The organism is Alicyclobacillus pomorum DSM 14955, assembly GCF_000472905.1.
Classification (GTDB): Bacteria; Bacillota; Bacilli; order Alicyclobacillales; family Alicyclobacillaceae; genus Alicyclobacillus_A; species Alicyclobacillus_A pomorum.
In genome coordinates this window covers 405,656-425,155 of sequence record NZ_AXAR01000001.1, presented here as the reverse complement: position 1 = coordinate 425,155, position 19,500 = coordinate 405,656, and the positions used below count along the sequence as shown (strand labels likewise).

The following is a 19,500-nucleotide window of genomic DNA, read 5'->3' as shown; positions in this document are numbered from 1 at the left end:
GTTGTCATTCCTTTTGTTGTGTTTCCTCGGCAACAACGACCTTGACGCCGTTTCTGTTCAATACTTCAACTTCATCCGTCGCAAGCGGAGCGTCTGTGATAAACGTGTGAATTTCATCGATATCGCAAATTTTCACGAGACTCCTTTGCTGCAGTTTGCTGTGGTCGGCAACCAGGATGACTTCGCGAGCCGCACGCATCATGGCACGTTTCGTCGCGGCCTCGATGGCGTTTGGCGTCGTGACGCCAAACGTGAGGTGGACGCCGTTGGCCCCCAAGAAAAACTTGTCCACGTGCAGTCTCGAGAGCACGAGTTCTGTGAACGGCCCGACCATCGCGCCCGTCGTCGTACGCAACTCGCCGCCGAGAATCAATCGGTGAATTCTTTCATAGGAAGCGAGTTCTTCGGCAATCATGAGACTGTTTGTCACGACGGTCAGTTCCATGTCCGGCAACAGTCTGGCCAGCTGCAAGGTGGTCGTTCCCGAGTCCAACAAGATAGTGTCTCCGGGCTGGATCCACTCTACCGCCGCTTTGGCGATAGCGGACTTCTCTTTCGCGCGCTGTGTGTGTTTTTCCTGAAGTGTCGGCTCAAAGGACGCCACCTCTATCGGTACGGCCCCACCGTGCGTTCGCTTCAACAGACCAAGCTCGTCAAGTTCCTGTAGATCTCTCCGAATGGTGGACTCAGACAAACCAAACTCTGCGGCTAACGCCGATACCGTAACACTTTGCGCATGAGCCAACCGTTCTAAAATTTTCTTTCTGCGCTCATCGGCAAACACCAGACACCACCCGTTTGTAGTCGAGCAAAGGATCCATCCGCCGCGACTCATTGTCATTCAAGCAGCCATTCGCAACCCAATGTGCTTGTTTGTGAACGATTCTGCTTGATTGCGCTCATTATAGTTTGATAACATGACACGTGTCAACCGTTTCTGACAAGCGCTTTCATGCTGTCACGTGCTATCTTTTCTCGGATTCAAAGGTGCCGCGGTGGCGGTTACGCGAAGCGCTAATTCGGATGACCACTCTGTCAAAAGGCGTCGGAAACGAGCACAATTGAGCACATGCGTGCAACCCAGTACATTCGGGAGGGATCCGTGTGATTGACGAAAAGCAAGTACTCCTCAATGTCCCGGCGAGTAGCCAGCGGGACGTGATTGAACGTTTGGTGCAAAAAGCGTTTGAACTGGGCAAGGTCACAGACGTGGCGAGTGTCACGGAAGCCGTTCTGAAGCGAGAGCAGGAAGGCACCACCGGTTTCGGTAAGGGAATTGCCATTCCTCACGGAAAGTCTGCCTTTGTGACCGAACCTTCCCTCTTTATTGCCAAGACCACTTCGGGTCTCGACTGGAAAGCCATGGACGGACAACCTGTGTCCACGCTGTTCCTCATCCTTGTCCCTGAAGGCAGCCACACGGAACATCTGCAAATTTTGGCGAAGTTGGCTCGCAAACTCATGCATGACGACTTCGTGGAGACGGTCACTCAATTGAACGACGAGGCATCGCTAGCGGACTTTATTCGGCGCGAGATTTCCTGATGGAGCGAAGTTGCCCGCGGCCGTGACAAAAACCAGGTAAGGGCCGAACCATCCTCCTGCCCTTGCCTGGTCCAACGATTCACCAGAACGCGTCAGCCGTCCGATTGCGCTTCGTATACTGCGCTGGTATCGTCGCCAGCGGCACTGTCATCGTCGCGGACACGCCCTGACGGCCAACGTTCCAAAGCTCGCAACGCTTCTTCGTACGAATCGTACACCTGTGTATACGTGTATCCCGCGGGATGACGCGCACAGTTCCCAATTACAATCTGCCACTGGTGATCCCCAATCTGATGAACCGCGTACGGCAGACCGTTGATTTCCCGAATGGGCACGCCTCGAAATTGAAATGTCACTTGGCTCCCCTCCGTTTGATGCCGAATACCGTTAGCGTATCCACAGTTGAGGCGTACATTCAGCCGCTCAGCGCGGGTGCGTGGATTGGAGAAGTGCATGGACGCGGCGTTTCATGCACAATTCCATGAGCAATCACGCGGTCCGCTCCTGTAAAAACCTCCTTCGCACAGCCACGCCAACGTCCGGACGGTTGGTGACAATCCCGTCCACGCCCATACTAAGCAGACGAGACATGATGTCCCCGTCGTCGATGGTCCACACGTGCACCTGGAGTCCAGCCTGGTGCGCGGTATCCACAAATTTTTGCGTGACGACGGGGAATCCGTAAAAGTCCATGGGGACTTGAAGCGCAACGTACGGAAGCGCTGGGAAGGCGTTGCGTCCCGTCCAGGTCCGCGAGAAAAAGCAGGTGCATTCTCGAATCGATGCACTGGTTGCAATACGGCGCGTCATCGTGCGAATGGTCCGCAAGACGTGGTGGTGAAACGACGCGAGTAACACACGTGACTCGGCGCCAAAGTCGTAGAGCTGCCGGACGAGCTGTTGCAAGCTCAGCGGTCGATTGGGCTTGACATCGATGTTGAATCGCACATTCGGAAACGCGGTCAACGCTTCCTGAAGTGTCAGTATCTCGATGCCTTGGCCGCGAAACGGATACGATTGGCCTGCGTCGGTTGTAAATTGGTAACCGAAGTCCAACCGTTTGAGTTCAGCGAGCGTGAAATCCTTGATGGCTCCACGACCGTTGCTTGTGCGGTCCACGGTTTCGTCGTGACAGAAGACCAGAACACCATCTTTCGTCCAGTGCAGGTCCGTTTCCAGAATATCTGCGCCGCACTGCAGAGCCAGTTCGAATGCAGGAAGCGTGTTGCTCGGCGCCTGCTGGCTATGGCCTTGATGCGCCAGGACAACCGGATACGGACTCTCCAAATACGGATGCACACTCTTCACGGCCGCTACCCACCACCTTGTTGGTCATCAGATGTCATAATCATCTTATTATCAGGACGTCCCTTCTGTTGCCGCACTGGACCAGTTGGGCATTCGCCGTCTCTACACAGGCAAATGTCCCATAGACTGGTGCCAAGGAGGGGCGGCACATGAAAATCACCCACCGATTCCTGGAAAAATTCATTGGCCAACACATCCATTGCTATACCCATTTTGGGACATTTCGGGGTGTCATCGTTCACTGCACGAAGCGCCACATCATTCTCTCTGCCGCACCGCGCACCCCATATATGGATCCAACGTGGAGCATGGAAGAGATGAGTGATGCCCGTCCGTTTTTGGGTGGTCCCTGGGGACCTGGGGGACCTGGGGGACCTGGTTACGGTCCAGGACCAGGACCCGGTCACGGACCCGGACCCGGACCAGGTCCTGGACCTGGCTGGGGCGGTGGCGGCGGAGGTTGGGGCTTCGCTATTCCACTCGCCGCCATCCTTGGTGTGACAGCTATTGGCATGCACTGGTGGTAGTCTTGACCGCGCGTCACCCTGTGGAAATCCCGAACTCGTAGCAGGGGAAGTCTCCATCCACGTCGAAGAAGATTCATTTGTCTAGACTGGATGGGGGGTGACGCGCTTGCAAAGACAACGACACCAGATGGATTATGTACTCTTCTTCACAGTGCTCATTTTGACAGCGGTCGGTGTTCTCACCGTCTACTCCGCGAGTACGGTCATCGCTCTACAGAGTGATTTACCGGCTTCCTATTACGCAATCAGGCAGTTGATATTCGCCGTCATCGGTATCGTCCTGATGATTGGCGTGAGTTTCCTCCCTCACAAATTTTGGTACCGAGTAGCGGTGCCATTTATGGGTTGCAGTTTGCTTTTACTGTTGCTCGTTCTCTTCATCGGTCACGAGACGTTAGGTGGGCGACGTTGGCTCGGTGCGGGCAGTGTGCTCATACAGCCTTCAGAAATCGCCATCATCGCGGCTGTTGTCTACCTGTCTTTCTTCTTCACGAAACAAGTGACGTTGATACATAGTTTTAAACGCGGACTCCTGCCCGGACTCATTGTGGTCGGCTTGGCGTTCGCCCTGATTATCGCGGAGCCGGACATGGGAACGGCCATGAGTTTGTTGACGACATGTATCGTGATTTTGTTTGCTTCTGGCGCCCGTCTGAAGCCGCTCCTCATGCTGGGCGGCGCCTTATTGCCGGTGGTGATTGGACTCGGCTTCATGGAGTCTTACCGATCCGCCCGTATCAAAGCCTGGCTGGATCCCTTCCATAGTAGTCAGGCCTACCAACTGCTGCACGGCTTCACCGCCATGGCGGCTGGCGGATGGTTTGGACGTGGCTTTGACATGAGCATTCAAAAGATGGGCTACCTCCCGGTCCCCCAGATTGACTTCATCTTCCCCGTGTTCGTCGAGGAGTGGGGATTTGTCGGCGCTATCGCGTTGCTGGCAACGTTTGCTGTGCTCATCTGGCGTGGATTCCACACGGCACGGCACGCGCCCGATAGGTTCAGTGCTCTGCTCTCCATCGGCTTGACCGGCATGATCACCTTCAAAACCATCATCAACCTCGGTGCTGTCACTGGCCTGCTTCCGGTCACGGGCATCCCGCTGCCGTTCATTAGTTACGGCGGCACCTCGTTGCTGATGAACCTCGTTGCCATGGGCATGTTACTGTCGGTGTCCCGCGCTACCGTCGCTGAAGAACCAGAGGTGGATCAACTCGCGGACGTCATCTACGTAGAAGACGTGGAACAACGCCGAGGCAAGCGATTGGGCCAGGCATCGGATGTACCGCCGCTCAGCGTGGTCTCCGAACGCCGTGCGGACGTACGGCCGTTGTACCAGCGGCGCCAGCAGAAGGCAGACCGTACGGGCTCCTGGCGTGCCCGCCAAGAGGTAGCGGCAACGCGACGAGAGACGCCCACAATTCGCCCTTCGTCCATGCCCATGACGTGGAGAGAGCGTCACCAAGCAGCCAACCGCCCTGTGTCCGACAAAGACGGAGGTAAGTCGAGGAGAAAATCGTTGTTTCGAAAGGATTGATGAGAGATGGCAGACGTTCGCACACATATCGAAGACATGGGGCACGACGTTTGGCTCATAGACTTGTTTGAACAGGACATCCCCTACCGAACCGGCGCGTACCTGATTCAGGACGAGAAGATGGTGCTGATTGACACCGGGTCCGGCAAGTCGCACGAGACATTGGTCCACGGGCTGCAGGAGCTTGGCGTCACGCCCGATATGCTGGACTACGTGATTGTTACCCACGTACACTTGGACCACGCCGGCGGAGCAGGGCACATCATGGAATTGGCGAAACATGCAACCCTCGTGGTTCACCCGCGTGGAGCCCGTCACGTGGCAGACCCATCCCGACTTTGGGCAGGTGCGGGACAAGTGTACGGCGACCAGCTGGAGCACTATTTTGGCTCAGTAAAACCTGTGGATGAATCGCGCATCTTGATCCGGAACCACGGCGATACGCTCCATATCGGTCAGCGTACGCTCACCTTTTTCGATTCTCCAGGGCATGCCAAACACCATTTCACCATTCTTGATCCGGTCTCGGACGCCTTGTTTGCGGGCGACGCAGTCGGAATACGCTATCGCACGGGATTTACCGGATGGGACTTTGAATGGGTGTTGCCGTCGACATCGCCTGTCGACTTTGACCCAGTCGCAGTCCATCGGACGCTGGACATGTTGGAACAGGTGCCGTTCAGTACTGTGTATCACGCGCACCACGGAAGGTCACCAAAGGCAGAGGCGATTGCGGCGACCCGCCGCGGTGCGGATGAAATGGCCGCCCTTATCGCGCGGGTGTACCACGAGGACATTTCAGCGGCGGACGTGGTGCCAGCGCTGCGGGAATGGGTGGTGGAATATTTGCGGAGCATCGGCTGTGAGCCAGGCGCGGACCTCTCCCCCCTGAACTTCGACTTCATGGTCGATGCCCTTGGCCTCATCCACTACGAACGCCAACGGCGCCGGGCATAAGCCGGCGCTGTTATGTCAGATGTCCGGAAAGTGGATACGAGCGTAGAACGGGATACGTCAGTTTCCCGTTCACGCGCGTGGACTCGAACAAGCACAGTTCCGTCACAGGAAAGGAAATGCCTTGCTGCGGGAAACCTTCACCACTCCCGGCGGCTTGAAACGTGGGCACGTTCAGTTTCCGCGCGAGGGTCAGGTGAGGACGGTACGGCCGTGACTCTACCGAAATGCCTCCGTGCCTTACAATGTGTCGCCGCACAGACGAGTGCAAGGCTTGTAGCGTTTCATACCCGTCATCCTCTGCCAGGCCAAGCCACAGAATGCGGTTTCGTTCAAACGCCCCAGCATGCGTGAGGCGAAGTGCAAACGGGCGCACGCTCTTCGCCGCCGCCTCCCCCACTTCGTCCAGAAAAGGCAACAAGTCGGGGGCCAATTCACCCAAGAACAGCACGGTGATGTGGAAGAGTTCTGGAGCGGACCAGTTCCCTGCAACCACACCGCGCTGCTGCAGACCTTTCTGCACGGCAGCCCCCTGCGTCTTACAGTCGGGTGGTATCGCCAAACCGTAAAACAGTCTCGGCACCCTCGGTCAACCCCTTGCCGTCAGTTCGTCGTACTTTGCTTTGTCAAAGCCCACCACAACCGTGTCTCCCGCAACGAGCACGGGTCGCTTCAGCAATTTGCCGTCCGACGTCAAGAGGTCCATCCACTCGTCATCCGACAACACCTTGTCCTTCAGCCCGAGTTCGCGGAACCTGGTTCCCTTGGTGTTCACAAATGGCGCCACACCCTGCCCGAGTTTATCCACCCACGACTGCAGTTGCTCTCTTGTGGGCGGTTGGTTCACGAAGTCTTGAAACGGTACGTCCACACCGCGCTCCGTCAGGTACTTGTGTGCATTGCGGCACGTTGAACATTTTTTGTATCCGTAAAATTCCAAGATCATCACCCCTCGGTTTGTTAGTCTGCGCCGGTGGTCACCGAGTCAAAAATCTCGTTCCTGCCAGCAAAACGTCGACAACCTTCTGCAGGCCGACCGCGTCCTCCTCGTCAAACCGTCCCGGAATGGGACTGTCGATGTCGAGTACGCCAATCAGCGCCCCGTCCTTCACCATCGGCACGACGACTTCTGCGCGCGAGTCCGGATCGCATGCGATGTGCCCGGGAAACGCAAGGACGTCCGGTACCACTTGGGATGTGCGAGTTTCTGCAGCAGTTCCGCAGACGCCTTTGCCCAGCGGAATGCGAATGCAAGCGGGTTTCCCCTGGAACGGGCCGAGAATGAGGGACTGCTCTTCGCTGTACCAAAGGTAAAATCCAACCCAATTGATGTCTTTCATGTGAACATTCAGCAGTGCCGCCACATTGCTTAGGTTTGCCATTTCATTGGGTTCACCGGCAATCAGGTGAGATACCTGCTCTACCACCATGTTGTAAAACTGTTCTTTTGTCTTATACTGCAAATCCGTCACGGTAAACAACGGCGTCACTCCTTCATCTGTCACAGTGGAGCCCGTTTTCAGGCCCCCACGTCCCATACGGTATAGTATAATCCATACGACAACCTTCTGCGGACGGACCCGCGGTCCTTTGATGAACGCTCGACGGAGTGGCCCGTCATTCATCGCAAGGTGTTGAACGACACGAGAACGTACGCATCAGTGACTTCTGGAGCTGCACGCGCAGCGGATTTATGCCATTCTGCGCTCGCATCCAGAGCACGTTGACAAGGAGTTGAATTGGATTGTTCGGCGTCTGGATTGGTAAGCTTGTCCTCCTCCTGCTGAGTATGTTGCGTAAACGAGCAACCAGTCTCCCAGGAAAAATTGCGTTGAAAGTGTCCCCGCGTTTGCTGCGCAAGCTCGGCACGCAACTGGAGAGGTGCATCGTCGTGACCGGAACCAACGGCAAGACGACGACCGCCCGACTCCTCGCGGCTGCCATGAAACAAGAGGACCCCATCATCCACAACACGGAAGGCGCCAACCTTCCGCAAGGTCTCGCAACCGCACTCTTGCGCCACACCAGTTGGTTCGGACGACTGCGGCGCAAGACTGCACTGTTTGAGATTGACGAAGCCACACTGCCGTTGGTGGCCGAGACATTGCCTATCAAGGTGGCTGTGGTGACGAACGTGTTCCGAGACCAGTTGGACCGGTACGGAGAGTTGGATACGACAGTGGAGAAGTTGCTGGCCGGACTGCGCAAGACGGACGCTGTCGCCATCCTGAACGCGGACGATCCCCTCGCCCGCCACATTGGCTTGTCCTACGGAAAGACGGTGTTGTACTTTGGTATGTCCAAGGAACATCTGAAGCAGGAACACCGCGACCAAATGCGCGACGGCGCGTTTTGTATGCAATGCGGCCACGAACTTCAGTACGACGGCTTTTACTACGGGCAATTGGGCGACTACCACTGCCCGAACTGCGACTTTTTCCGACCGGTGCCTGACTTTGTCGGCCACTTCCAGGAATCTCGACTCGAGGTGACGCAGGGTCAACTGCCGCCCGTATCGTTCCAACTCCCTGTGCGTGGCATCTTCAATGTCTACAACGCGCTCTCTGCGATTGCGGCGGCCCGCGTGTGTGGCCTAGACGCGAGTGTCATTCAGCAGGGTCTACGCCAATATCAACCACCGCTCGGTCGAATGCAGGCGTTCCCCACCCGCCCGCACACGGTGTTGAACCTCATCAAAAACCCGACGGGCTGCGACAGCGTGCTTCAGGCCATTCATTCGGAACCTGGAGACAAGGTCCTGTGCATCGCCATCAACGACCTCGCTGCCGACGGCAAGGACGTGTCCTGGCTGTGGGATGCCGATTTTGAACTGATCACAGAGGATGACAGTGTCGTCAAATGCGTCACGACGGGGCTCCGCGCTGAAGACATGGCGCTACGCCTCAAATACGGAGGTTATCCGGAATCCAATCTGTCCTACGTACCCGAACTCGAAGCGGGCTTGGACCACGCGCTGGAATTGGCAAGGGCATCTGGGGACGTGCCGGTCTACGTATTGTCGACGTACACCGCACTGTACCCGCTCGCAGACTTGTTGAAAAGGAGGGCGCACAACAATGAACCGGCCGCTATGTATCGCCCATCTGTATCCTGACCTGTTAAACCTGTACGCAGACAAGGGAAACATCCTGACACTGAAGCGTCGCCTGGAGTGGCGTGGCCTGGAGGCACAGGTCACGCTCGTCACCAGCAGCGAAGAAGCGCGACCAGGCGACTACGACCTCGTGTTGCTCGGTGGGGGGTCCGACCGCGAACAGGAGATTGTGAGCCGGACGCTTCGCCGCTCACGCGACGAATGGAAAGCGGCAGTAGAAGATGGATTGCCGCTGCTCGCGGTGTGTGGTGGGTACCAATTGCTTGGCGAGTACTACCAGTTGCCGGACGGCACCAAAGTTCCGGGCCTTGAGTTGCTCGACATGGTGACCGTGGCGGGATCGCCACGCCTCATCGGAAACGTGGCGATTGAGTCGGACGAGTGTGGCACCATCGTCGGATTTGAAAACCACGGAGGGCGGACAACACACCATCACGCCCCCCTTGGCAAAGTCATCTCGGGCCACGGCAACAACGGAACGGACGGCCACGAGGGCGTTCGGTACAAGAACGTCTTTGGCACGTATATTCACGGGCCCTTGCTTCCGAAGAATCCGGCGCTGGCCGACTTCATCCTGCAAACGGCACTCGATTACGCCGGAATCGATGTGAAACTTGAACCGCTGGACGACGAACTGGAGAAGGCGGCACGAACCGCGTTCCAGGTCCGTCGGATGAACTTGTCCGAGGTGGCGGCTCAGACACCGTAATGGAGCACGCTGACGACCAAGCGGGTGTGCCCTGTGAGATCACTGGATGCATCCGACACCAGGAATACCGCGGGGCCCACCCATTCCTCCCCTTCTCCCACGCAGCAGAGGCGACCAGGCGAAGAAGTCCGCCGGGTTCTGAATCATCCAGAAGCTTCTGTGTGCTTCGGCTATCCGCGTGAGGCGGGAACACCCTCTGGTCCTTCCGTGTGGCTTTGTAACGCGGTCCTTACCTCGTCCCACAGCGGCACGCTTTTTTTGGCCGCGCAGTCGTACGCAATCAGCGTTGCCTGTCCGCGCGCGACCCACTCTCCCCGAACATTTTGCAGTGCGTGTTCGACGACAAAACTGGAGTTGCCAATCCTGCCAATCCACGTGTAAATCTTGAGCGTCTCCGCATACGTGACTTGTTGCAAAAAGTCGCAGCGTGTGGACGCGACAATCAGGTTCCACTTCCCGAGCTCCAGCGTCGGATTGAACAACCGGAACACGTCCATTCTCGCGTCTTCCATGTACGTGAAGTAGGTCCCGTTGTTTACATGACCAAGCCCATCACATTCTCCGAATCGTACAACAATTTCTCTCACAAACATATCAATTCGCACCCTTCGTTCGTTGTAAGCTACGTCCGCTGTTCCCATACACATCATATCGAAAGGGCTCTGGTCACGCGAGGTCCTTGTATCGCGCTCGAAGTTCCCTCTTCAGCACCTTTCCACTTGGATTTTTCGGTAGCTCGTCCACCACTACGACGTGCTTGGGTACCTTGAATCGAGCCAACTTCTCCTTGCAATGCGCTAGCAGCGAATCCACGTCGATGACTTCCCCAGGCTTCGGAACAACCACGGCCGTCACGGCTTCAATCCAGTACGAGTCAGGGACGCCAATCACCGCAACTTCCGAAACACTGGGAAATTGATATAAGACCTCTTCCACTTCCCGGCTGGACACGTTGACACCCCCCGATTTAATCATGTCCTTCTTGCGGTCAATCACCGTCAGGTACCCTTCTTCGTCCATCACGCCAAGGTCGCCGCTGTGAAACCAGCCATCTTTGAATGCTTCCGCAGTCTTCTCCGGATCTTTCCAATATCCTTTCATGGCGTGTGCCGTGCGATGGACGATTTCGCCAATCTGCCCTGGTGGTAGTTCGTTGCCATCGTCGTCGACAATCTTCGTCTCGACGTTGAGGGAAGGACGTCCAGCCGAACCCAATTTCCGAAACTGATCCTCCGGCTGAAGTACCGTCGCCAGGGGCGCCACTTCGGTCTGCCCGTAGAAGTTCCAAAACTTCGCCTGCGGCAATCGCTGCGACAATTCCTTGAGAACTTCTACAGGCATGATGGCGGCACCGTAGTAGCACTTTTCCAAGCTTAACAAGTCGCGGGTCGAGAAATCCGGATGCCGCAGCAGCGCAATCCACACCGTGGGTGGACAGAACAGTTGTGTTGCGGACTCCCGCTCAATCGTCTCGAGAATGGCGTCGGGTGCAGCTTGACGGAGGATGATGCCCGTCGCGCCCACGTAGACACCGGGCCCGAGGAAACAGTTGAGCTGGGCACTGTGGTACAGAGGTAGTGCGTGTATCGCGACATCCCGCGCTTCCATGCGGCCGTCGACAATACAACTGACGTACTCCGAAATCAGATTGGCATGCGTGAGCATGACGCCCTTCGGCCGCGACTCCGTGCCGCTCGTGTAAAGCACATGGGCGACGTCGTCGTCTGATACATCCGATTCAAACGGCGTCATCGGCGCAGCGGCTCGCCGTGCCTGAAGTGGAACCCAATGCGCCAAATCGGCTGGCACTTCGGACGTATCCATCAGGTAACGCGCGACAATGCTCGGTTGCCGCCCGGACAACTGACAAGCCTGGTCGAGGAGTGGCGCAAATTCTCCAGACGCCGTCAGACAGGAGACTTCCGCGTGCTGCAGTATGTAAGCGATTTCTTCTGCGTTCAACATATAGTTGATGGGTACCATGGTGGCTCCGAGGCGGGCCAACGCGAAGTTGATGACCGCGAAATCCAGGCTGTTCCGGGACAATACGGCCACCCGTGCGCCTTTGTCCACTCCGTCTTCAGAGAGCGCATGCGCGGTCTGATGAACGGCATCGTCAAACTGTTGGTACGTCCAACGAACGTCCTCGTACACCAGCGCCAGCTTCTTCGGATACCGTGCCCGCGTTCGCGTCAAAAGGTCTCCCACGGTATTGCGCCGGGCCCGTGCAACGTAGGGCGCCGTCTCTGTGTTCCCCGTCACAGTGTGGCTCATTCAGCCTCATCCCCTCACATGTTTCTGAATATTCTATCATAAAGGGAGGTAGATTGCGGAGAGGCCGGCCTACTCTGTCCCTCGTCACACAGGGGGAATGTCACGGGTCCCTTTCCGGTGAATGTCGCCAATCACTTCTCCTTCGGCGTTCACAGCCAAATACGTCACATCTTCGATGGACTCGCCGCCGAGCCGCTTCACCTGCTCCAATAGCCATTCCATGTCGTGCCCCGTACTGCGCAGTTTGTCGTTGTCCACTTCCCCGTCAATGATAATTTCCACGTACGGTCCCTGGCCCTTGTCTGATAAATCCGGGCCATAGGCCAAATCGGCCTTGGAAACCGACTGTGACGCCTGAGACGGGAGGATGCTGAGGTTTCCTGTCGGCTCGAGAATGGCGTATTCGATGTCGGCATAAGAAAAATAACCTTTTTCGCGCAACAACATCATCAGGACGTCCAGGTTCACTTTGGTCCGCCCGAGGTTTTCCCGCAACACGACGCCTTTGTGGATGAGCACCAATGGCTCGCCGTTGGAGATTCGGCGAAACCTCCGGCTTTTCAACGCAATAAACGCAGCAATGATGGTGGCTGCCGTAAAAGCGACCAGGGTGTAGCAAGAGGCGGCCCAGTCCAGTACGGTCCGCGCAGCCATCATGTTGGCTGCAATGTTTCCCATGCTGGCCCCGGCCACCCAGTTGAAAAACGTCAATTGCGTCAATTGTGTACTCCCAATCCAGCGTACCAAAAGCAGTAAAATCACAAACGTCAGCAGGATACTGACGGTCAAAAACACCCAATATAGACTCATCATGTCCTCCGATACAGGTCTTGGTTCGTTGTCTCATCACCCAACCTACGTATCGGTATTGACATGTCCGCGTCTGAACAAACCCAACGCTTAGTCCGTGAGTGGCTCGTGGTAGGCCTCCAACACCTGGCGCAACTCGTCTGGAACTGGCGCTGGCTTTTGTGCTTCGTAATCGAAGTACACCACCACCGCCACGCCTTCAAACACCACAGTGTCCGTACCTTGCCGCCGCATGCGATTCGCGACGTCAAAGCTGGTGTTGCCGATTCGAGTCACCCAAGTCTCCACCTCCAGCACGTCGGGGTAATAGGTTTGGGCGCGAAAATCAACCTTGGCAGAAGCCAGAATGAGTGGGATGTCGGTCATCCCAACTGCTTGTAAGAAGTCACACCGCGCCTCTTCCATGTACGTGAAGTACGACGCGTTGTTCACATGCCCCAACATGTCTGTATCGCCGAAGCGCACGCGCAGTTCTGAAAGATGTCTCATGTCAGAGCGCTCCCATCATCGAAAAATTCTATATTCATCAACGTACTGAAGTTGAAACGCGAAAATCAAGAAATCCCATGACCGATGCACACGTTGCGACGCACGTGCTTCACAAAACAGGACGTCCCGCACCACCGCTCACAGCGGTGCGGGACGTCTCCGATGGCAGGACATGTCCGGATTATTCGCTATCCTTGTACATCGTCTTCAGCGAATCTATCACAGACGGGTCCGCCAATGTCGTGGTGTCGCCAATCACGCGGCCTTCCGCAATGTCCCGCAACAGCCGGCGCATGATTTTGGCGCTCCGCGTCTTCGGCAGTTCTGCCGTGAAAATGATCTCTTCCGGCCGGGCCAGGGCTCCAATCTTTCCGACCACATGCTGCTTGAGTTCCGCCACCAACTCCGGCGTCTGTTCCACGCCGTCCTTCAGTGTCACGAACGCAGTGATGGCTTGCCCCTTCACCTCGTGTGAGCGACCAATGACGGCAGCTTCCGCAACGCTCGGATGGTCCACCAAGGCACTCTCGACTTCCATGGTACCGATGCGGTGACCGGACACGTTGATGACGTCGTCAATGCGCCCCAGAATCCAGAAGTACCCATCTTTGTCCAGATGAGCGCCATCCCCCGGCAGGTAGATGCCTTGGAATTTACCAAAGTACGTGTTGCGGAAGCGTTCGTCGTCGCCCCACACCGTACGCAGCATCGACGGCCAAGGTTTGGTAATGACCAAGTAGCCTCCGTTGCCCGGCTCCACTTCGTTTCCTTCTTCGTCCACGACTTTCGCCGAGATGCCCGGCACAGGCCGCGTCGCAGACCCCGGTTTGAGCGACGTAATCCCTGGCAACGGGGCAATCATGGCCGCCCCTGTCTCCGTCTGCCACCACGTATCCACAATGGGCGCCTTGCCCTTGCCGACGTGTTCGTGGAACCACATCCACACCTCTGGGTTGATTGGCTCTCCCACAGTGCCTAACAACCGCAGCGTATCCAGGTTGTACTGCTCCAGATACTCCGTCCCCCACTTCATGAACGTGCGAATGGAGGTCGGTGCCGTGTAGAAAATGGTCGCGCCGTACTTTTCGATAATCTCCCAGAAACGCCCGCGGTGCGGCCAGTCTGGTGCACCTTCGTACATCACCACAGTGGCGCCTGCGGACAAAGGCCCGTAGACGATGTACGTGTGGCCTGTAATCCAACCAATATCCGCTGTGCAGAAGTACACGTCGCTGTCCTTGATGTCAAACACGGTGCGCAAAGAGGTGTTCGCGCCCACCAAGTACCCTGCTGTGGAATGTACGATGCCTTTCGGCTTGCCTGTGGTCCCGGAAGTGTACAGGAGGAAGAGCGGGTCTTCTGAGTCCATCTCCTCCGCGGGATACGGCGTATTCGGCACTTGCTTGTACAGCTCGTGCCAGTACACGTCGCGGCCCTCCTGCATTTGTGCACCGGACTGCTCGCCAACGCGCTGCACCACCAATACCTTTTCCACCGGCGTGTCAACAACCGCTTCGTCCGCGTTTTGTTTCAGTGGAATCAATCCACCTCTGCGCCAACCTGCGTCTGCGGTAATCAGCACCTTGGCGTCGCAGTCTACAATCCGCTCCCGCAGCGCCTTCGACGAAAAGCCACCAAACACCACGGAGTGGATGGCGCCAATTTTTGCACACGCCAGCAATGAGATAGCAAGTTCAGGGATCATCGGGAGGTAAATCGTCACCCGGTCACCTTTCTTGACACCGAGTTTCGTCAACATATGTGCGGCCTTGTCCACTTCGCGGCCGAGCATGTCGTAGGTGAACACTTTGCTGTCGCCCGGCTCACCTTCCCAGATGATGGCCGCCTTGTTTTTCCGCGCGCCTTCACGGTGCCTATCGACGGCGTTGTACGCAGCATTGATCTTGCCGCCGATAAACCACTTCGCGTGGGGAGGATTCCATTCAAGCACTTTCTCAAAAGGGCGGAACCACGTGAGGTGCTGAGCCTGTTCAGCCCAATAGCCTTCGGGGTCTGCCTCAGCTCGTTCGTAAACGCTTACGTCGTTGAAATTCGCTTGCGCACGAAACGCCTCCGAAGGTTGAAAGGTCCGTGTTTCTTGCAGCAGTGTGTCGAGTTTGTTGGATGCGGTCGTCACTCAGCTTATCCTCCTTGTTGTCCCCGCCGAACATCGCCTCGGTCAGGTCCCGATTTGTCATGGTTCAGTATATTTACACTTCTCTATCTAGAATAACAGAAGATAGGCCGTGATTGAAGCGTCGATTTCGACTTCAGCGCGGTGAGCCTCAATATCCCCGCGTCAGGTCGACCCGTCCCTCCTGCGGCGTACCGCTTGAACCGCCACACCCGCCTCATCCAAGGCCAGCCGCAGCCGCTTCGCGAACATGAGCGCATGTGGTCCGTCTCCGTGGATGCAGACAGTATCCGCAGCAATTGCCACATCCGTGCCTTGTTGCGACCGGACCCGCCCATCCCGGACTATGCGCAGCACCTGCGCGACCGCTTCCTCTTCCGTTTCAATCAGCGCGTCCGGTGCCGTCCGAGGCGTCAGCGTTCCGTCCTCCTGATACGTTCTGTCGGCGAACACTTCACTCGCCGTCTGCAACCCGATGGCTCGTCCAGCGTCAATCAGCGCACTTCCAGACAATCCGTAGAGAATGAGGGATTCATCGACCTTGTAGACCGCTTTCGCAATCGCTGTGGCAATCGACGGCTGGCGAGCGGCGACGTTATACAGTGCGCCGTGCGGTTTTACGTGGTGCAAACGTCCACCTTCGGATTGAACAAACGCGGCAAGTGCGCCAATCTGATAGACCACCATATCGTAGACTTCCTGCGGGCTCGCATCCATGGCACGGCGTCCAAAACCGACCAGGTCTGGGTACCCCGGATGTGCACCAATGGCGACCGAATGGTCCAATGCGAGCCGCACCGTCTTTCGCATGGTGGATGGATCGCCCTTGTGAAACCCACACGCGATGTTCGCCGAGGTCACGTAGGCCAACACATCGGCATCTGCGCCTTTCTGATAGGTTCCAAAGCTTTCCCCCATATCGCAGTTCAGGTCAATCTGCGGCATGGAACGTCATCTCCTTTCCCACAACCATGTCACACCGCATCTCAAGATGTGCAGTACACGCTGTTGCCGAAGCCACGCCCGTCGGGCCGACGCCACGTCCACTTCCTCGAACTGAATGACATCACCGGGTCGCTTCTGTGCCAGCCTGGGCAAATCCGCCGTCGCCACGTGTAGGATCCGTGGATACCCGCCGGTGGTTTGCGCGTCCGCCATGAGAATCATCGGCTGTCCACCCGGCGGAAGCTGAACCGTCCCTGGCATGACGCCCGCAGACACCAGTTCTCTGTCCATTGAAATCGGCAGCGATGGCCCATCCAGCCGCATCCCCATCCGATCCGCTTTGGGCGTAACGCGAAAACTCGCGCTCCACACGGCAGTCTGAGCCGCGCGGGACAATTTCGCGAAATGCGTTCCTGGCAGGGCACGGATGCGGCTCGCCAACAGCTCCGACCAGATTCGAGGAGAGACGCCCCACCGCGGCCAGTGACAAGCACCATCTTGGCGTGCACACCAACCGCCGATGTTGGGGTGAGAAGACACCTCCCCTACTGGCAGCACATCTCCTTGCACCAATGCCCGGCCTTTCCAGCCGCCGAGGCCTGCTGGCACATACGTACTGCGCGACTCCATGGTGCAAGGAACGTCGATTCCCCCCGCTACCGCGATATACGCTCGACACCCTTGCACCGCTTGGCGCAGTGCCAAGACGGCATCTTTTCGGATGAACAGCGGACGCCACATCGGCACAGGCGCCCCATTCACGGTGGGATGAAAGTCGGCGCCACAGATGGCGACAACGACATCTTTCGTACATCGCAATGTCGGTCCAACGAGTGTTACTTCGAGCGCTGCCGCCCCGAGCGGATTTTGAACCAAGATGTTGGCCACCTGGTAAGACACAGCGTCCATGGCGCCAGATCCACCGACGCCATATTTTCGATACCCTGAACGCCCACCGTCCTGCACGGTGGTGAACAGTCCAGGCTGGAGAACCTCCAACATACAAATCCCCTCGCTTCGCGCCCAAACAGTTTACACAGTGGAGCTGCTCAACGCAGCGTATTGTTCGGCCGTGATGGCCTGAAATCGAACCTGCTGGCCGGGGTGAAGCAAGGTCGGCGGGCGAGCGTCCGGATTGAACATGCGATACGGTGTCCGCCCGATAATCTGCCAACCTCCGGGCGTGTCGAAAGAATAGATGCCCGTCTGCTGACCCGCGATGCCCACGCTACCGGCTGGTACGACTACCCGAGGCTCGGATCGCCGTGGCGTCGCCAATCGCTCTGAGAGTCCCCCGAGATATGGAAAGCCGGGTGTGAATCCAATCATGTAGACCACGTACAAGCCAGACGTGTGGAGTTCCACCACCTCGCTTGGGGTCAAACCGTGATACTTCGCAACGTATTCCAGATCCGGTCCGAATTCTCCCTCGTAGCAGACCGGAATCACCACCGGTTCGCGTGCGATGGCGCTGACATCCTCCGGCTGCTGCCAAAGGTCCAGAACGTATGCGCGCACCGATTCGAAATCGATGGTGGCTGGATTGTATATGATGGTAAGCGAACTATACGCAGGCACGAGTTCGACGTAACCGGGAAACGGATGCTGCTCACACTGTTGCGCCAGCCGGGTGACGTCCTGGTACACAGCGTTGTCAATCACGTCCCCTAACGAGACCAGGACGGCTGAGTCGCCGAGCGGTGATACCTCGGGCGTACGCAACATGGTTCAGTCACCTCCCGATGGCTTTCGATTGCTCCAACATCACGTGGTGTCGAGAGAGCCAACGCGCCACTGCCGTACTCAACAACACAAGGAACAAGAAAACCAGTACGAACGAAAAGCCGAGGGCCAAACCAAACGACGACGCCATCCAGCCGATGAACGTGTTCAGCACCATGGTTCCGACGCCAGCCGCCGTGAACAGAAAGCCTATCACCGCACCGGCGTCCTCGCGAAACTCGTGACTGGCAACCGATGCAATGGTCGGAAAGACGATGGCAAAGCCGGCGCCTGCAACCATGAACAAGGGCAGCGTGGATTTCACCGACAGCGCCATGCCGACGGACCCGAGTGAAAGGCACGTACTGATTAGAATTGCGCGATAGTTGCCAAGCCGCGTAACCCACAGTGGCGCGCTCAGGCGACCGATGGTAAACGTCAGGTAAAACCCGGATAGACACAGTGAACCTTGCTCGACAGACGTGTGGCGGACGTTCACAAGATAAGTGGGCAGCCAGCCACAGACGGCCGTCTCCGCCATCACGTACGCGGTGATGGAAACCAGTAGCGTGTAAAGCAAGGGACTTTTGTAGACCGCTGAGCGCCGCGGGCCGTCCGCTGTGCGTGCGAGCCTAGTAATGGCTGAGGCGGTGCGTCGCAGGAGCGGATCGCGACTGAGCCATGTGACCCCCAAGACGCACAGAAGGCACGCGCCCAACAACACATAGAGACTGCGCCAGCTATGTAACGCGCCGATGATCCAGGCCGCCAGCACCGGAAAGCCGAAGGCGCCAAGTCCGTAGAGCCCGTGCAGCGTATTGAAGTAGCCCGCTCTTTGCTGCTCCGTCGAAGCCACTGCTGGAACGACGCCGTTCACGCCGATTTCCAAAGTGCCTGTGCCCATTCCGTACAGGAGAAAACCAGCTACGACACAGCCGAACCCGTGCAACGAAACGAACGTGGCTAATCCGAGAACAGTGAGCAATCCCCCGCACAAAATCACCTGTCGCATCCCAAACGTATCGACAGCAAACCCGCTGACGAAACTGCCAAAAACGTATCCGAAGGAGTTGGCAGCGAAGGCCATCCCGAGTTGAAAATACGTCAGCTGCCAATCGAACTGCATGAACGGTGCCGAGACACCCCGTGTGATGTCGAACGCTCCAAAGAGAAACATCGTCGTGAGCGCAATCGGAAAAGCGAGCGTTCGCACAGGTCGTCATCCTCTCCATGATGTGGTCCCAAGTGTAGACAGAAATGAAAGTTGTGGCAATCATCCGCACTTCTTTCACTGTAACGTAATTTCGCTCGACCGGGAATACATGAACCACCAGTACACGGAATGGACCGACTGCCGCCCAACGTTCTGGTTGATTTTGGCTGGAAATTGCAGTAGAATTTTGAGTCCTCTGAGTTGGATTCAAGATTGGA

21 protein-coding genes are annotated in these 19,500 nt (G+C 57.0%); 6 read left to right on the top strand and 15 right to left on the bottom strand.

Translation table 11 applies throughout. The features are described from left to right. Positions 1-4 precede the first annotated feature (4 nt). A complete protein-coding gene (locus tag YWK_RS0101975; protein ID WP_026963470.1) occupies positions 5-784 on the bottom strand; it encodes a DeoR/GlpR family DNA-binding transcription regulator in 780 nt (259 codons plus the stop codon). A gap of 320 nt (positions 785-1,104) precedes the next feature. On the opposite strand from YWK_RS0101975, the gene YWK_RS0101970 reads away from it, so the two are divergent. Continuing rightward, positions 1,105-1,545, top strand: a complete 441-nt coding sequence (locus tag YWK_RS0101970) for a PTS sugar transporter subunit IIA (RefSeq protein WP_026963469.1) — start codon at positions 1,105-1,107, stop codon at positions 1,543-1,545. Positions 1,546-1,637: 92 nt separating this feature from the next. Here YWK_RS0101970 and YWK_RS0101965 read toward each other — a convergent pair whose 3' ends face one another. Together YWK_RS0101965 and YWK_RS17860 are read right to left on the bottom strand one after the other, a co-directional pair. Next, positions 1,638-1,901 carry a hypothetical protein gene (locus tag YWK_RS0101965; protein WP_026963468.1) on the bottom strand — a complete coding sequence of 88 codons (264 nt, stop codon included), beginning with the start codon at positions 1,899-1,901 and terminating at the stop codon, positions 1,638-1,640. 133 nt (positions 1,902-2,034) lie between these two features. Further along, the gene (locus YWK_RS17860; protein WP_245578472.1) at positions 2,035-2,853 is read right to left on the bottom strand and encodes a glycerophosphodiester phosphodiesterase family protein; all 819 of its coding nucleotides are present in this window, start codon (positions 2,851-2,853) and stop codon (positions 2,035-2,037) included. Between the two features lie 149 nt (positions 2,854-3,002). Here YWK_RS17860 and YWK_RS0101955 point away from each other — a divergent pair, with 149 nt between their 5' ends. The 3 genes from YWK_RS0101955 to YWK_RS0101945 all read left to right on the top strand — a co-directional run bounded on the left by YWK_RS0101955 (position 3,003) and on the right by YWK_RS0101945 (position 5,874). After that, positions 3,003-3,380: a hypothetical protein gene (locus tag YWK_RS0101955; protein WP_026963467.1), complete on the top strand. Its 378-nt coding sequence runs from the start codon at positions 3,003-3,005 to the stop codon at positions 3,378-3,380. Between the two features lie 97 nt (positions 3,381-3,477). Further along, positions 3,478-4,917 (top strand): FtsW/RodA/SpoVE family cell cycle protein, encoded by a 1,440-nt coding sequence (locus tag YWK_RS17855; protein ID WP_415782760.1) that lies wholly within the window; start codon positions 3,478-3,480, stop codon positions 4,915-4,917. A 6-nt stretch (positions 4,918-4,923) separates the two neighbouring features. Beyond that, complete coding sequence (locus YWK_RS0101945; protein WP_035465684.1) at positions 4,924-5,874, top strand: MBL fold metallo-hydrolase; 951 nt, start codon at positions 4,924-4,926, stop codon at positions 5,872-5,874. 10 nt (positions 5,875-5,884) lie between these two features. Here YWK_RS0101945 and thpR read toward each other — a convergent pair whose 3' ends face one another. The 3 genes from thpR to YWK_RS0101930 are packed head-to-tail and all read right to left on the bottom strand — an operon-like array spanning position 5,885 to position 7,301. Next, positions 5,885-6,454, bottom strand: coding sequence for an RNA 2',3'-cyclic phosphodiesterase (gene thpR / locus YWK_RS0101940; RefSeq protein WP_026963465.1), 570 nt, complete (start codon positions 6,452-6,454; stop codon positions 5,885-5,887). A gap of 6 nt (positions 6,455-6,460) precedes the next feature. Next, positions 6,461-6,811, bottom strand: coding sequence for an arsenate reductase family protein (locus YWK_RS0101935; RefSeq protein ID WP_051374900.1), 351 nt, complete (start codon positions 6,809-6,811; stop codon positions 6,461-6,463). Between the two features lie 37 nt (positions 6,812-6,848). Continuing rightward, positions 6,849-7,301, bottom strand: a complete 453-nt coding sequence (locus YWK_RS0101930) for a GAF domain-containing protein (RefSeq protein ID WP_051374949.1) — start codon at positions 7,299-7,301, stop codon at positions 6,849-6,851. Between the two features lie 314 nt (positions 7,302-7,615). Between YWK_RS0101930 and YWK_RS0101925 the strand changes: the two genes are divergently transcribed. Beyond that, positions 7,616-8,986, top strand: a complete 1,371-nt coding sequence (locus tag YWK_RS0101925; RefSeq protein ID WP_026963462.1) for a Mur ligase family protein — start codon at positions 7,616-7,618, stop codon at positions 8,984-8,986. Beyond that, on the top strand, positions 8,949-9,695 hold the full coding sequence (locus YWK_RS0101920) for a type 1 glutamine amidotransferase (protein ID WP_026963461.1): 747 nt from the start codon (positions 8,949-8,951) through the stop codon (positions 9,693-9,695). Before YWK_RS0101925 ends, YWK_RS0101920 begins: the two co-directional genes overlap by 38 nt. Before the next feature lie 170 nt (positions 9,696-9,865). Here the strand turns inward: YWK_RS0101920 and YWK_RS0101915 are convergent, their stop codons facing one another. From YWK_RS0101915 to YWK_RS20705, 9 genes are all read right to left on the bottom strand, one after another. Further along, a complete protein-coding gene (locus YWK_RS0101915; RefSeq protein ID WP_026963460.1) occupies positions 9,866-10,288 on the bottom strand; it encodes an acyl-CoA thioesterase in 423 nt (140 codons plus the stop codon). Between the two features lie 73 nt (positions 10,289-10,361). Then, entirely contained in the window at positions 10,362-11,969 is a 1,608-nt protein-coding gene (locus YWK_RS0101910) for an acyl-CoA synthetase (RefSeq protein ID WP_026963459.1), read from the bottom strand. Between the two features lie 84 nt (positions 11,970-12,053). Continuing rightward, positions 12,054-12,779, bottom strand: coding sequence for a DUF421 domain-containing protein (locus tag YWK_RS0101905; RefSeq protein ID WP_026963458.1), 726 nt, complete (start codon positions 12,777-12,779; stop codon positions 12,054-12,056). A 90-nt stretch (positions 12,780-12,869) separates the two neighbouring features. Continuing rightward, on the bottom strand, positions 12,870-13,268 hold the full coding sequence (locus YWK_RS0101900; RefSeq protein WP_026963457.1) for an acyl-CoA thioesterase: 399 nt from the start codon (positions 13,266-13,268) through the stop codon (positions 12,870-12,872). A 181-nt stretch (positions 13,269-13,449) separates the two neighbouring features. Continuing rightward, positions 13,450-15,405: an acetate--CoA ligase gene (gene acs / locus YWK_RS0101895; protein ID WP_026963456.1), complete on the bottom strand. Its 1,956-nt coding sequence runs from the start codon at positions 15,403-15,405 to the stop codon at positions 13,450-13,452. A 162-nt stretch (positions 15,406-15,567) separates the two neighbouring features. Next, entirely contained in the window at positions 15,568-16,347 is a 780-nt protein-coding gene (locus tag YWK_RS0101890; RefSeq protein WP_026963455.1) for a LamB/YcsF family protein, read from the bottom strand. Between the two features lie 6 nt (positions 16,348-16,353). Continuing rightward, complete coding sequence (locus YWK_RS0101885; protein WP_026963454.1) at positions 16,354-17,349, bottom strand: 5-oxoprolinase subunit C family protein; 996 nt, start codon at positions 17,347-17,349, stop codon at positions 16,354-16,356. Between the two features lie 30 nt (positions 17,350-17,379). Beyond that, positions 17,380-18,072 carry a 5-oxoprolinase subunit PxpB gene (gene pxpB / locus YWK_RS0101880; RefSeq protein ID WP_026963453.1) on the bottom strand — a complete coding sequence of 231 codons (693 nt, stop codon included), beginning with the start codon at positions 18,070-18,072 and terminating at the stop codon, positions 17,380-17,382. 7 nt (positions 18,073-18,079) lie between these two features. Further along, positions 18,080-19,282, bottom strand: coding sequence for an MFS transporter (locus YWK_RS20705; protein ID WP_051374898.1), 1,203 nt, complete (start codon positions 19,280-19,282; stop codon positions 18,080-18,082). Positions 19,283-19,500 lie beyond the last annotated feature (218 nt).